The sequence below is a fragment of the Achromobacter sp. ACM03 genome (assembly GCF_014851665.1).
Taxonomy (GTDB): domain Bacteria; phylum Pseudomonadota; class Gammaproteobacteria; order Burkholderiales; family Burkholderiaceae_B; genus Achromobacter; species Achromobacter aegrifaciens.
The window spans coordinates 536331-549112 of record NZ_JACVAD010000003.1 but is presented as its reverse complement, the minus strand read 5'-3'; the positions used below and the strand labels follow the sequence as shown (position 1 = coordinate 549112).

At 67.3% G+C, this 12782-nt stretch carries 11 protein-coding genes; 5 read left to right on the top strand and 6 right to left on the bottom strand.

Annotated elements, in window-relative coordinates:
• The first annotated feature begins 107 nt into the window (after positions 1-107).
• Entirely contained in the window at positions 108-332 is a 225-nt protein-coding gene (locus tag IB257_RS18265) for a glycine zipper 2TM domain-containing protein (RefSeq protein ID WP_042796532.1), read from the top strand.
• Between the two features lie 84 nt (positions 333-416).
• Here IB257_RS18265 and minE read toward each other — a convergent pair whose 3' ends face one another.
• The 4 genes from minE to IB257_RS18245 form a co-directional block, all read right to left on the bottom strand.
• Positions 417-674: a cell division topological specificity factor MinE gene (gene minE, locus IB257_RS18260; protein ID WP_006217654.1), complete on the bottom strand. Its 258-nt coding sequence runs from the start codon at positions 672-674 to the stop codon at positions 417-419.
• A 3-nt stretch (positions 675-677) separates the two neighbouring features.
• Positions 678-1493, bottom strand: coding sequence for a septum site-determining protein MinD (minD, locus tag IB257_RS18255; protein WP_041652327.1), 816 nt, complete (start codon positions 1491-1493; stop codon positions 678-680).
• A gap of 141 nt (positions 1494-1634) precedes the next feature.
• The gene (gene minC / locus IB257_RS18250; RefSeq protein WP_054457360.1) at positions 1635-2501 is read right to left on the bottom strand and encodes a septum site-determining protein MinC; all 867 of its coding nucleotides are present in this window, start codon (positions 2499-2501) and stop codon (positions 1635-1637) included.
• Positions 2502-2661: 160 nt separating this feature from the next.
• Positions 2662-4428: a glutamine--tRNA ligase/YqeY domain fusion protein gene (locus IB257_RS18245; RefSeq protein ID WP_054457358.1), complete on the bottom strand. Its 1767-nt coding sequence runs from the start codon at positions 4426-4428 to the stop codon at positions 2662-2664.
• A 136-nt stretch (positions 4429-4564) separates the two neighbouring features.
• Here IB257_RS18245 and IB257_RS18240 point away from each other — a divergent pair, with 136 nt between their 5' ends.
• Complete coding sequence (locus tag IB257_RS18240; RefSeq protein ID WP_054457356.1) at positions 4565-5908, top strand: cytochrome ubiquinol oxidase subunit I; 1344 nt, start codon at positions 4565-4567, stop codon at positions 5906-5908.
• A complete protein-coding gene (locus IB257_RS18235) occupies positions 5905-6957 on the top strand; it encodes a cytochrome d ubiquinol oxidase subunit II (protein WP_054457351.1) in 1053 nt (350 codons plus the stop codon). The genes IB257_RS18240 and IB257_RS18235 overlap by 4 nt, the downstream gene beginning before the upstream one ends.
• 30 nt (positions 6958-6987) lie before the next feature.
• Here the strand turns inward: IB257_RS18235 and recQ are convergent, their stop codons facing one another.
• Both recQ and IB257_RS18225 read right to left on the bottom strand, forming a co-directional pair.
• Positions 6988-8817, bottom strand: a complete 1830-nt coding sequence (gene recQ / locus IB257_RS18230; RefSeq protein WP_054457350.1) for a DNA helicase RecQ — start codon at positions 8815-8817, stop codon at positions 6988-6990.
• 94 nt (positions 8818-8911) lie between these two features.
• Complete coding sequence (locus IB257_RS18225; RefSeq protein ID WP_175181126.1) at positions 8912-10216, bottom strand: fimbrial protein; 1305 nt, start codon at positions 10214-10216, stop codon at positions 8912-8914.
• A gap of 217 nt (positions 10217-10433) precedes the next feature.
• Here IB257_RS18225 and IB257_RS18220 point away from each other — a divergent pair, with 217 nt between their 5' ends.
• On the top strand, positions 10434-11135 hold the full coding sequence (locus tag IB257_RS18220) for a response regulator (RefSeq protein WP_054457345.1): 702 nt from the start codon (positions 10434-10436) through the stop codon (positions 11133-11135).
• On the top strand, positions 11135-12697 hold the full coding sequence (locus IB257_RS18215; protein WP_054457343.1) for an ATP-binding protein: 1563 nt from the start codon (positions 11135-11137) through the stop codon (positions 12695-12697). Before IB257_RS18220 ends, IB257_RS18215 begins: the two co-directional genes overlap by 1 nt.
• Positions 12698-12782 lie beyond the last annotated feature (85 nt).

The window sequence follows — 12782 nt, the reverse complement described above, 5'->3', positions numbered from 1 at the left end:
GGGCAAGAATATTTTGCGATCCTGAAGGTTCCAGGCCCTTATGGGCGCCGCGCGCTCGCATCCAGTTTCATGCGCGGCTCCCGGGTACGAGAATAGGAACCACAAATATGAAAATCGCATCTCTCTCCAAAATCTGTGTCGCGCTGGCGATGACCGCCGCCATGGCTGGGTGCTCTTCGTGGGACGGCATGAGCCATCGCCAGAAGAGCGCCGTCGGCGGCGCTGCGCTGGGCGGCGTGGCAGGCGCTGTGATCACCAACGGCGGCATCCTCGGAACGGTGGGCGGAGCGGCGATCGGCGGCGTCATCGGCGATCAGGTCGGCAAGCGCTAAGCGTCCGTCGCCCCAAAGCAAATGCCCGGCATCGCCGGGCATTTTTTTTGATTGTGATGCGCGCCAGGGGCGCGCACAGCCGCATCAGGTCTCGTTCTGCGGCATTTCGATCTTGACCTCCAGGACCTCCAGCGTGTCCTGGCGTTCCAGGTGCACCTTGATGTCCTCGGGGTTGATCTTCACGTATTTCGAAATGACGGCGATAAGCTCCTGCTGCAACTGCGGCAGGTAATCGGGCGAGTCGCCGCGGCCCCGCTCGTGGGCCAGGATGATCTGCAACCGTTCCTTGGCGACGGATGCGGAGGTCTTCTTTTGACCAAGCAGAAACGACAGGAAGGACATTGCTTACTTGCCTCCGAACAGGCGTTTCAGGAAACCGGGCTTTTCATAGTCGGTAAAGCGCAGGGCCTTGTCTTCGCCAAGGTAACGGGCCACGACGTCCTTGTAGGCTTCGGAAACGTCGGTGTCTCTGAGGTGGATGGCCGGCAGGCCCTGGTTCGACGCTTGCAGCACCGCTTCGGATTCGGGGATCACGCCGATCAGCTTGATGCGCAGAATGTCCTCGATGTCGCCCAGCGACAGCATTTCGCCGTCGACCACGCGCTTGGGGCTGTAGCGCGTCAGCAGCAGGTATTCCTTGACCGGTTCATCGCCTTCCACGGCGCGCTTGGACTTGGCGGCGAGGATGCCCAGGATGCGGTCGGAGTCGCGCACCGACGAGACTTCCGGGTTGGTCACGACCAGCGCGTCGTCGGCGAAATAGGCGGCCATCAGCGCGCCCGTTTCGATGCCGGCGGGCGAGTCGCAGACGATGTAGTCAAAGCCCATGCCCTTGAGGTCATTGATGACCTTTTCCACGCCTTCCTGCGTCAGCGCGTCTTTGTCGCGCGTCTGCGAGGCGGGCAGGATGAACAGGTTTTCGAGCTGCTTGTCCTTGATGAGAGCCTGGTTGAGCGTGGCTTCGCCCTGGATCACGTTGACGAAGTCGTACACGACGCGACGTTCGCAGCCCATGATCAGGTCGAGGTTGCGCAGGCCGACATCGAAGTCGATGACAGCGGTCTTGTGGCCCCGCATCGCGAGTCCCGCAGAAAAACTGGCGCTGGTCGTGGTTTTGCCCACGCCGCCTTTGCCGGAAGTCACCACAACAATGCGTGTCATGACGATCAAACCCTTATGTTCGAATAAATCGCGTTATCGTAAAGCAAAAAGCCCTTGTAAGGCTTCTTACAGGATGTGTTGAAATTTGCGCGGGTGTCTGCGCGTGCGCATTGGCCGCCGCTGGCGGCCAGATTCCGGATATCAAGCCTTGAGGGCTTCGATGCGCAGCGTGTCGCCGTCCAGGCGGACCAGCGCGGGCTGGTTCTGCAGCGTGCGGTCCAGCTTGTCCTCGACCACGCGGTACACGCCGGCCACGGCCAGCAGCTCGGCGTCCAGGTGGGTCGTGAAAATGCGCGCGGAGGTATCGCCGCGTGCGCCGGCCATGGCCTTGCCGCGCAACGGGCCGTAGACGTGGATGTTGCCGTCGGCAATGACTTCGGCGCCCTGGCTCACCATGCCGATCACCACCAGGTCCGTGTGGCGCGCGTAGACGCGCTGGCCGGAACGCAGCGGCTTGGTAATGACCAGCGCCGATGACGAGTGCGGCGCGGCGGGCGTGGGACTGGAGGCCGAGGTGGTGTTGCTGGCTGCGCGCGCGGGCAGCGGTTCGCCCGCGGGTTTGTCGGCGGGCGCTTCCGGTTCGGCGGCTGCTTCGGTGGGGGCTGCCGCGGTTTCGATCGCGGCGGCCGGCACCGAAGGCACCGGCGTGGAGACGTCGTTGGGCGGCGCGGTGTCGATCACTGGCGCGGGCCGGGCCGCGGGCGTGGACAGTTCAACCGGAGTGAGGCCCGCCGCGCGCGCGGATTCCAGATTGGCGCCTTCGGCGACCACGCCGATGGGAGGCAGGTTATGGCCGCGCAATGCCGCCACCAGGGCGGTCCAATCGATTTTTTCCTCGACGCGGCTGGCGTCGACGACCACGGGTTCGTTTTCGAAGAAGCTGCCGGCATCGGCCATGCGCTTGGCCAGGGCGGCGTTCAGGCGTTCGGGGTCGGCGCTGTGCAGGACCACCCGGATGGCATAGAGGGTGGCGCTTTTGAAGTCCAGGGCTAGGGATTCAGTGTTCATCTTGATTGTGGCTGGCGGTCTTGGGGCCGGGAAACGGCGGGCTCGACCGGCTGCGGGGTTCGGGGGATGATAACCCGCCCAGGGGCCGCATGCGCAGGGGGCGGACCCAAAGAAAAAGGCGCCTTTCGGCGCCTATTTCCGGCAATGCGCGCGCGGCGCGTCAGCCTTGCGCCCAGGAGTCGCGCAGGGTCACGATGCGGTTGAGCACCGGCGCTTCGGGGCTGGATTCCTTCAGGTCGGCCGTGAAGTAGCCCAGGCGTTCGAACTGCCAGGTGGCGCCCGGCGTGGCGACGGTGCCCGGCTCCAGCCAGGCCGTGACGGTCAGCTTGGAGTTCGGGTTCAGGCAGGCCAGGAAATCCTTGTCGCCGCCGTCCGGACGCGCGTCGGCGAACAGGCGGTCGTACAGGTGGATCTGGGCGGGCACCGCATGGGCCGCGCTGACCCAGGTGATGTTGCCCTTGACCTTGACGCTGTCGGCGCCCGGCGTGCCGCTCTTGGTTTCCGGCAGGTATTCGGCCTGGACCTCGATGACCTCGCCGGCTTCGTTCTTGGTGAAGCCGGTGCAGCGCACCACGTAGCCGTATTTCAGGCGCACGGTATTGCCCGGGAACAGGCGGAAGTACTTCTTGGGCGCTTCTTCGCGGAAGTCGTCGCGTTCGATCCAGAGTTCGCGCGACAGCGGGAACTCGCGCACGCCGGCTTCGGGATCGTGCGGGTTGCGCGGCGCGGTGCAGATCTCGGTCTGGCCTTCCGGGTAGTTGGTGATGACCAGCTTGAGCGGGTCCAGCACGGCCACCGAGCGCGGGGCGACCGGGTCCAGGTCGTCGCGCACTGCCTGCTCCAGCAGGCTGTAGTCGATGCGCGAGTCGGACTTGGACACGGCGGTGCGGTCGCAGAACAGGCGGATCGAGGAGGGCGTGTAGCCGCGCCGGCGCAGGCCGAAGATGGTCGGCATACGGGGATCGTCCCAGCCGTCCACGTGGCCTTCGCGCACCAGTTGCAGCAGCTTGCGCTTGCTGGTGACGACGTAGCTCACGTTCAGGCGTGCGAATTCGTACTGGTGGGGCAGCGGCTGCGCCAGCTTGCCGAGTTCGGCCAGGCGCGCCAGGATCCAATCGTAGAACGGACGCTGGTCTTCGAATTCCAGCGTGCAGACGCTGTGCGTGATGCCTTCCAGCGCGTCTTCGACCGGGTGCGCCCAACTGTACATCGGGTAGATGCACCACTGGTCGCCGGTGCGGTGATGGTGGGCGTGGCGCACGCGGTACATGACCGGGTCGCGCAGGTTGATGTTGGGCGAAGCCATGTTGATCTTCGCGCGCAGCACCAGGCTGCCGTCCGGATGCTTGCCGTCGCGCATTTCGCGCAGCAGCGTCAGCGACTCGGCGGCCGGGCGGTTGCGCCAGGGCGAGTCGGTGCCGGGTTCGGTCAGCGTGCCGCGGTTGGCGCGGATCTCTTCGGGGCTTTGCTCGTCGACGTAGGCGTGGCCGGCCTCGACCAAGGCCTCGGCGAACTCGTACATGTAGCCGAAGTAGTCGCTGGCGAAGTACAGGTTGTCATTGCCGTCGGCCTTCCAGTCGAAGCCCAGCCAGTGCACGGCCTCGATGATGGCGTCGACGTATTCCTGGTCTTCCTTTTCCGGATTGGTGTCGTCAAAGCGCAGATGGCAGACGCCGCCGAAATCGCGGGCCAGCCCGAAGTTCACGCAGATGCTCTTGGCGTGGCCGAGGTGCAGGTAGCCGTTGGGCTCCGGTGGGAAGCGCGTGCGGATGCGGGCCGAATCCAGTCCGCCTTGTTGTTGCAAGGCCGCCGGGCCAGGCTTGCCCGCCCAACGCTTGCCTGCGAAGCGCTGGGCTTCGAGGTCGTCTTGAACGATGTTGAGCAGGAAATTTGATGCGGCAGGGGTCGGCGTCGTGGCGGAGGTCATTCTTGAAAGAATAGGAAAAAGCAGCGACAAAGAGTCAATTTTGCCACGTTCCGCAGGCGGGGCCTTTTTGCTGCCGGTGCAACCGGTTTCAAACTGTCCCCACAGTCATGTAACTGGCTCTACACTACGGGCCATCATGGACATATCCACGTTATCCCTGGCCCGCACGCAGTTCGTGGCCAGCCTGAGCTTTCTGGCGTTTTTCCTGGCCTTCTCCCTGGCGCTCGCCTGGGTACTGCTGTTCTTCAAGATCAGGGCGCGCTGGTCCGGCCAGGGCGGCTGGACCGCCGCGTACCGCTTCTGGGTGCGGATATTCGCCCTGGCCTTCGTGCTGACGCTGGCGGCCAGCGTGCCGGTGCTGATCCAGCTGGGCAGCCTGTGGGCCGGCCTGATGGACAAGATCGGCAACGTGGCAGGCCCCTTGCTTGGCTACGCCATTCTCTCGGTCTTCATCCTCAAATCCTGTTTCCTGGGCGTCATGCTGTTCGGCCAACGCCGTGTGTCGGACGGCGCCCACACGCTGGCCGTGCTGATGGTGGCGGTGGGGCAACTGGTGGCGGTGTTCTGGGTGCTAGCGCTGCAATCCTGGATGCAGACGCCGGACGGCGCGCTGCTGGTCGATGGACGCTATCAGGTCTATGACTGGATGGCCGTGGTGCTGAATCCCTCCGTGGGCTGGCGCATGGCGGTGGTGATGGTGGGCGCGGCGCTGGCCGCCGCGTTCCTGATGATGGGCGTGACGGCGCTGCAGGCCCTGCGGCGTCCGCTGGGCGACGGCGAGCGCAACGCGTTCAAGACCGCGCTGGTGGTCGCCGTGGTGGGGGCTTTCATGCAGTTGCCGGTCGCGACCGGCGCCGGGCAGATGATTGCCAAGCTGCAGCCCGCCAAGGCCGCCGCCGCCGCGGGCTATTGGGAAAGCGGCGCGGAGCCGCAACTGGTGCTGTTCGCCTGGCCCGATGCGCGCGCCCATACCAACGTGGCCGACGTGACCCTGCGCAACATGGGTGGGATGTGGCTGCACCGCAACCAGGACGGCACCTACCGCGGCCTGGACAAGTATTCAGGCATGCTGCCGCCGGTGGCGCTGACCTTCTGGTCGTTGCGCGTGGCGGCAGGGCTGGGCTTGCTGATGCTGGCCGTGGCCTGCGTGACCTTCCTGTGGACGTTCCGGCGCGGGCTGGACCCGTCCACGCTGCCGCCGTGGTGGCAGCGGGTGCTGTGCGGCATGATGTTCTCCGGCGCCATCGCCGTCGTGGCCGGGTGGTGGGTATCCATCCTGGGCTTGCAGCCGTTCGCGGTGAATGGCACCGTCACGCAGTCCGAGGTGCTGGGCATCGTGGCGTCCAGCACCGTGCTGTACGGGTTGATCGGCTATGGCGTGCTGTACCTGCTGCTGCTTGCGGCGTTCGTCGGCATGCTGTTCCACGCGGCGCGCTATGGCGTCGTGCCCGTCCGCAAACTGGCTGGAGGTACGCCATGATCGCCATGCTGGCCGCCTCCCAGGGCCTCAACCCCGACGATCCCTCTTTCTGGATGCCGCTGGCCTTCATGGCGCTGCTGTTCGTGGTGATTGCCGCGGGCATGGTGCTGGACGGTTTCGACCTGGGCGTGGGCATCCTGCTGCAACTGGCGCCGGAACACGAGCGCGGCCGCATGATGAGCCTGCTGAGCCCGTGGCGCGACGCCAATGAGTTCTGGCTGCTGCTGGGCATGGGCCTGTTCGCGGCGGCGTTCCCGTTCGCCTGGGGCGCGGTGCTGGGCAAGCTCTACGGACCGCTCACCTGCATGGTGCTGGGCGTGGTGCTGCGCAGCGTCTCGTTCGAGTTCCGCATCCGCGCGCGCAACGAAATGAAGCCGCGCTGGATCTTCGGCTTCTGGGCGGGGTCGCTGATCACCGCTTTCGGCCAGGGCATGCTGCTGGGCCGCATCGCCACCGGCTACCAGTCCGATGCCGGCTACGGCTGGTTCTCCATGTTCGTCGGCCTGTGCGCGGTGGCGGCCTATGTGCTGCTGGGCGCGTCCTGGCTGGTCATGCGGGTGGACGGCGATCTGCAGCGCCGCGCCGCCAACTGGGCCCGCCACGCCATCCGCTGGACGGCGGTGGGCATGGTGGCCATCGCGGTCACGCTGGGTCTGGCCAACGCGGGTATCTTCTACAAATGGAGCAACATCGCCCACCTGAGCCTGGCGGCGACGGTCTGGGTGCTGATGCTGGCGGGTTTCGTCGCAGCCGAAATGCTGCTGGCGCGGTTGCCGGGCAAGGCCGACCGTTTCAGCTGGCTGCCGTTCGTGCTGTGCGTGGCGCTGTTCCTGCTGATGCTCAGCGGCCTGGCCTACAGCCTGTTCCCCTACTTGATCCTGGACGACATGACGCTGTGGGACGGCGCGGGCGCGCTGGGTTCGATGCGTCTGGTGCTGGCCGGAGCGGTGGTGGGCATACCGGTGGTGCTGGTGTTCAATATCCTGGCGTACCGCTCGGTGTTCGGCAAGGAACGCGCCCCGGTGCCGCTGCTGCCGCCGCCGAGCTGATCCGGCCGGGAAGTCCGGCCGGAGGCGTCGTCACAAGACCGGCTTCGCTACCCGCTGCAGGATTTCTTCGCCGTAGGCTTCCAGCTTGCGGGCGCCCACGCCGCTGATGTGGCTCAGCTCGTCCATGGATTCGGGCTGGGCCAGGGCGATTTCGCGCAGAGTCGCGTCGTGGAAGATGACGTAGGCCGGCACCCCGTGGCTCTTGGCCACTTCGCCGCGCCAGGCGCGCAGGGCCTCGAATACAGGTTGCAGTTCGGCCGGCAGGTCGATGGCTGCCGCCTTGGGGCGGCCGCTGCCGCTCTTGCCCGAGCGCGGTTTCTTTTCGGACTCCCGGCGCAGCATCAATTGGCGTTCGCCCTTGAGCACGGCGCGGCTGCCTTCGGTCAGGGCCAGCGTGCCGTAGCCTTCGTGGTCCACCGTCAGCAGGCCTTGCGCCAGCAATTGGCGCAGCACGCCGCGCCAGGCGGTGTCGCTCAGGTCCGCGCCCACGCCGAATACGCTCAGCGTTTCGTGGCCGTGCTGCTTGGTGCGGTCGGTGACCTTGCCGCGCAGGATGTCGATGATGTGGCCGGCGCCATAGCGCTGGCCGCGTTCCTTCCACAGGCGGTAGACGGCGGACAGCACCTTCTGCGCCGCGACCGTGCCGTCCCAGGCCTGCGGCGGTTCCAGGCAGACGTCGCAATTGCCGCAGGCCGTGATCTGCTGGCCGAAGTAGGCCAGCAGACGCACGCGCCGGCATTCCACCGTTTCGCACAGCCCCAGCATGGCGTCCAGCTGCTGGCCCAGGCGGCGGCGGTAGGACTCTTCGCCCGGCGATTCGTCGATCATGCGGCGCTGCTGCACCACGTCCTGCAGGCCATAGGCCAGCCAGGCCGTGGCAGGCAGGCCGTCGCGGCCGGCACGGCCGGTTTCCTGGTAATAGCCTTCCACGGACTTGGGCAGGTCGATGTGCGCCACGAAGCGCACGTCGGGCTTGTCGATGCCCATGCCGAAGGCGATGGTGGCCACCATGACCACGGCGTCCTCGCGCAGGAAGCGCGCCTGGTTGGCGGCGCGCACCTGCGCGCTGAGGCCGGCGTGATAGGGCATGGCGTCGATGCCCTGGTTGCACAGGAACTCCGCGGTCTCTTCCACGCGGGCGCGCGACAGGCAATAGACCACGCCCGATTCGCCTTCATGATCGGTCTGGATCATTTCCAGCAATTGCTTGCGCACCTCGTTCTTTTCGATGATGCGGTAGCGGATGTTGGGGCGGTCGAAGCTGGAAACGAAGTGGCGCGCATCGTCCAGCGACAGGCGCTGGGCGATTTCGCGGCGGGTGTCGGCGGTGGCGGTCGCGGTGAGCGCGATGCGCGGCACGTCGGGCCAGCGCTCGTGCAGCATCGACAGGCCCAGGTATTCAGGGCGGAAGTCGTGGCCCCACTGGGACACGCAGTGGGCCTCGTCGATGGCGAACAGCGCGATGCGGCCGCGTTCCAGCAATTGCAGGCAGCGGTCGGTCAGCAGGCGTTCGGGCGCCACGTACAACAGGTCCAGCTCGCCGGCCAGGAAGGCCTGCTCGACGTCGCGGGCCACCCGCCACTCCTGCGTGGAGTTGAGGAAGGCCGCGCGCACGCCCAGTTCGGTCAGGGCGTCGACCTGATCCTGCATCAGCGCGATCAGGGGCGACACGACGATGCCGGTGCCTTCGCGGACCAGGGACGGAATCTGGTAACAGAGCGACTTGCCGCCGCCCGTGGGCATGAGGACCAGCGCGTCGCCGCCGTCGATCACCTGTTCGACAATGGCTTGCTGGTCGCCGCGGAAGGATTCGTAACCGAAAACGCGCTGCAACACGCCGAGGGCGCGCGCGTCAGACATGGGGGTAGGCCGGGAGCATCATGGCAGGGATTTTAAGCCGCAATTCCGCCGGACCTTTTCCGGCAGGGAGATTTCTGTCCTGACCGCGGTCTGCCTACCAGCTCAGCCAGGTGCCGCGCATGAAGGTATCGACGGGCATGCTGAGGTTGGCGCGCCATTCGTAGTTGCCGGAAATGATGTCGCGGTCCGCGCCCACGGCCAGCTTGACCTTGGGCGCGACGAACATGCTGTGCGACAGGCCCACGCGCTGTTCGGCCAGCTCGGAGCCTTCCCGCAACCCCGAATAGGTGCCGCTGAGCACGCCCCAGCCGGTGATGGGGACGCCGGCGGAAAGCGTGTTGCGGGTGTGCGCCGCCGAAACCCCGCCGCCCGAGTAGCTGGACAGGTCGCCGTAGCCCGCGCCGACCTGCTCGTTGGAATAGCCCAGGTTGACGGCGTCGGCCAAGGCCACGTTGTAGTCGAAGCGATAACGCCACGCGCTGGCCGCGTCGAAGGTGCTTTGCGTGGCCCCGGCGCGGAAGGTTCCATAGTCGCCCGCGGCGTAGGTGGTACCCATGCCGCGCGTCGTCAGCGACGGCGCGCTTTGCATCTGGCCCTCCACGGTCAGCGCCGGCGTAAGGCCGTAGCGCACGCTGCCGCTGCCTACCGGGTCGCCGTAGTCCACGGCCCCGGAACTGGCGGCCGGGTCCATGCGGTTCAGGCGGCCCAGCGACGAGGAATAGCCGAAGCTGCCTTCCGGGGCCGTGGCGCCGGATCCGGCCCAGTTCGAGATCTGCAGCCCGCCCACCGGCGCGCCGCTGCCCCAGGCGGGCGCCCTGGCGTCGATGTTGCCGACGGCGACGGAGGGGCCCGAGGTATTGCGGTAGACCCAGTTGCGGTTGCCGCCGTAGCGCAGGCCATCCTGGCTGCTGGCGGAGGCGAACCAGGGCCGGGAAGCGCGCGACACGCCAGAGATCATGACCACGGGTATGCGGGGCAGGTCGCCATCCTGGAGGGTGAGCGAGTAGTCCGGCGCAGGGTCTTCGGGCGTCGCGAGCACGGTGCAATCCTGCGGAACCGGCGCGGGCTGGGCATCGCCGGACAGTCCCAGTCCGGTGCCGGGGATCAGGTCCGTGTCGCCCGTGCTGTGTACGCTGGTGTCCAGCGCCGGCTCCATGGTCTGCATGTCGCAAGGGGACGGATCCAGCGGCACCGCGCGCGACGCCATCGAGGCTGCGGGGCGCACGGGCATGGGTTGAACCGGGGACAGTATGCCGATGCCGCGCGCAGAGGGCGGAGCGGGCATATAGGGGGACGCCGCAAGCGGATCGCCCAGGGCCGGGGCGATCGGGCAGGCAGAGGCCGCGACCAGCGCGGCGCGCAACAAGGGTTTTCGCCAGAGGAATGCAGGGGCGACCATAGGCACAGTGTAGAAAGGGAGCGCTGCCTTGCCTGTAAACGTTTTTTAGCAAAGCGGACAGAAGGCGGGCCGGGTTCCATTTTAGGGCCAGTCCGCATCGGGCGCTGCGCCGTGGCGGGAAAGCGCTGGTAAACGCGCTCAACATCGTGCAACAGGTATATTTCAGTTGATTTCCCGCCTCTTGCGGCTTGTGGCGGCGGGCCGCACTATGGCATCCATGGACAATCCCCACACCAAGCTGCTGGTCGTCGACGACGATCCGGCCCTACGGCAATTGCTGGCCGACTACCTGAACCGGCACGGCTACGACACCCTGCTGGCGCCGGACGCCACCGACCTGTCGTCCCGCATCACCCGCTACGCGCCCGACCTGCTGGTGCTGGACCGCATGCTGCCCGGCGGCGACGGCGCAGACGCCTGCCGCCGCCTGCGCGAGCAGGGCGAGGACATTCCCGTCATCCTGCTGACCGCGCGTGACGAGGCGGTGGACCGCATCATCGGCCTGGAGGCCGGCGCCGACGACTACGTCGGCAAGCCGTTCGATCCGCGCGAGCTGCTGGCCCGCATCGAAGCCGTGCTGCGCCGTAAGCGCGGCCCGTCCGCGCTGACCAAGGACGCGCCGGTCTCGTTCGGTCCCTTCGTGTTCGATCCCTCCACCCGCCAGTTGTCGCGCGAAGGCACGGTGGTCAAGCTGACCGGCGGCGAAATCAATCTGCTGGAGGCGCTGGTGCGCAATGCGGGCAAGCCGCTGTCGCGCGAACGCCTGCTGGCGCTGGCGCGCGACGACGACGCGGGCGAACGCAATGACCGCGCCATCGACATCGCCATCCTGCGCCTGCGCCGGGTCATCGAAGACGATCCCAAGCAGCCGCGCTGGATCCAGACCGTCTGGGGCATTGGCTACCGGTTTTCGCCCTGATGCGCTTTTCTCCTGGCTTCCTGGTGCCGCGTTCGCTGCGGGCAAGGCTCATCCTGCTGATCCTGGGCTCGGTCCTGCTGACGCAGGCGGCCACGCTGGTGACGGTGTCGTACTTCCGGCACAAGTTCATGGAAGACGTGGCCATCGGCTACATCGTCACCACCATCCGCACCTTGCGCGCCGCGGTGTCGCAGGTGCCGGCGGAGGAACGCGCCGACTTCGTGCGCGCCGCCTCGCAGAACCAGTGGCGCCTGTGGTCGCGGGTGCTGCCCGCCGAGGCCAAGCTGCAACGCTTCAATGGCCGCCGCCCGCCGCCGAAGGCCGCCCCGAAGCCGCCGCCTCCGCCGCCCGCGGACATGCAGATACACGGCCCGCCGGCGCCGCCCCCCCCGGAAGTGCGCGACGAGGAGCATGGCGATGAACGCGCCAGCGCCAGGGAAGGCGAGCGCGCGCGCGATCGCGACCGCGAAGAACACAGCCGCCGCTATCAGCCTGAACCGGATGACATCCGCCGCGACCTGCGGGTGCTGGTGCAGCAGCTCAATGAACGTTTGAACGACGGCACGCGCGTGGCGCTGTCGCGCGGACCCACGCCGGAGATCTTCATTTCGCTGGCGCCCAACCCCGCCAGCGAGGACGCGCCGCGCCTGCGCGAATGGCTGGTCATCCCGCTGGACCGCCTGGATCCGCCGGTCGCGACGCCGTTCATCGCCGCCTGGCTGGGCGGCCTGGGGCTGCTGCTGTTGCTGGCGGTGGGTTTTTCCTGGCACATCACGCGTCCTATCACCCGGCTGGCCGACGCGGCCGACCGGTTGGCGGCAGGGCAGCCGCAACGGGTCGAGCCCTCGGGCCCTCACGAAACTCGGGTATTGGGAGAACGCTTCAACGCCATGCTGGATGCGCTGTCCGAATCCGATTCGGTGCGCCGCACGCTGCTGTCGGGCCTGCCGCATGACCTGAAGGGTCCCTTGTCGCGGATGTGGCTGCGCATCGAGCTGGCCGACGACTCCAAGCTGAAGGAGGGGCTGCGCGCGGACCTGCAGGACATGCAGCACATGGTCGACCAGTTCATCGGCTTCGTGCGCGGCACCGACCCGGCCGCCTACCGCTACGCCTCGATGCTGCTGTCCGACTGGCTGACCGAGCGCGTGGGCGCCTGGCAGGGCGCCGGCACCGATATCAGCCTGCGGGCCGGCGACGACGTCGCGACCCTGGTGGTGCAGGCGGACGCCGTGGCGCTGGGCCGCCTGCTGGACAACCTGATCGGCAATGCGCTGAACCACGGCGCGCCGCCGGTCCAGGTCAGTCTGAGGCATGAGGGACGCCACGCGGTGCTGGACGTGGCCGACCATGGCTCCGGCATCGTGCCGGAACGGCGCCAGGAAGCGCTGCGCCCGTTCAGCCGCCTGGACGACGCGCGCACGCGCACCGGCAGCGTGGGCCTGGGGCTGGCGCTGGCCGAGGCCATCGCACGGGCCCATGGCGGCTCGCTGGAGCTGCTTGAGGCGGAGTCTGGCGGGCTGTGCGTGCGGGTCAAGCTGCCGCTGTCCGAGACGCCCTAGGGGCGCCCGCAAGGGCGCTCGCTTCCCCCCTGGGCGGGTCGCGCTACGGTACGATGCATCCTGCTCAGCATTTTGTCGTTTCCGC

What these genes read in the sequence shown, in the direction of transcription:
- IB257_RS18225 (WP_175181126.1), bottom strand. Translation starts at nt 10,216, where the DNA reads ATGGTCGCCCCTGCATTCCTCTGGCGAAAACCCTTGTTGCGCGCCGCG.
- IB257_RS18245 (WP_054457358.1), bottom strand. Translation starts at nt 4,428, where the DNA reads ATGACCTCCGCCACGACGCCGACCCCTGCCGCATCAAATTTCCTGCTC.
- minE (WP_006217654.1), bottom strand. Translation starts at nt 674, where the DNA reads ATGTCCTTCCTGTCGTTTCTGCTTGGTCAAAAGAAGACCTCCGCATCC.
- IB257_RS18235 (WP_054457351.1), top strand. Translation starts at nt 5,905, where the DNA reads ATGATCGCCATGCTGGCCGCCTCCCAGGGCCTCAACCCCGACGATCCC.
- IB257_RS18265 (WP_042796532.1), top strand. Translation starts at nt 108, where the DNA reads ATGAAAATCGCATCTCTCTCCAAAATCTGTGTCGCGCTGGCGATGACC.
- recQ (WP_054457350.1), bottom strand. Translation starts at nt 8,817, where the DNA reads ATGTCTGACGCGCGCGCCCTCGGCGTGTTGCAGCGCGTTTTCGGTTAC.
- IB257_RS18215 (WP_054457343.1), top strand. Translation starts at nt 11,135, where the DNA reads ATGCGCTTTTCTCCTGGCTTCCTGGTGCCGCGTTCGCTGCGGGCAAGG.
- IB257_RS18240 (WP_054457356.1), top strand. Translation starts at nt 4,565, where the DNA reads ATGGACATATCCACGTTATCCCTGGCCCGCACGCAGTTCGTGGCCAGC.
- minC (WP_054457360.1), bottom strand. Translation starts at nt 2,501, where the DNA reads ATGAACACTGAATCCCTAGCCCTGGACTTCAAAAGCGCCACCCTCTAT.
- IB257_RS18220 (WP_054457345.1), top strand. Translation starts at nt 10,434, where the DNA reads ATGGACAATCCCCACACCAAGCTGCTGGTCGTCGACGACGATCCGGCC.
- minD (WP_041652327.1), bottom strand. Translation starts at nt 1,493, where the DNA reads ATGACACGCATTGTTGTGGTGACTTCCGGCAAAGGCGGCGTGGGCAAA.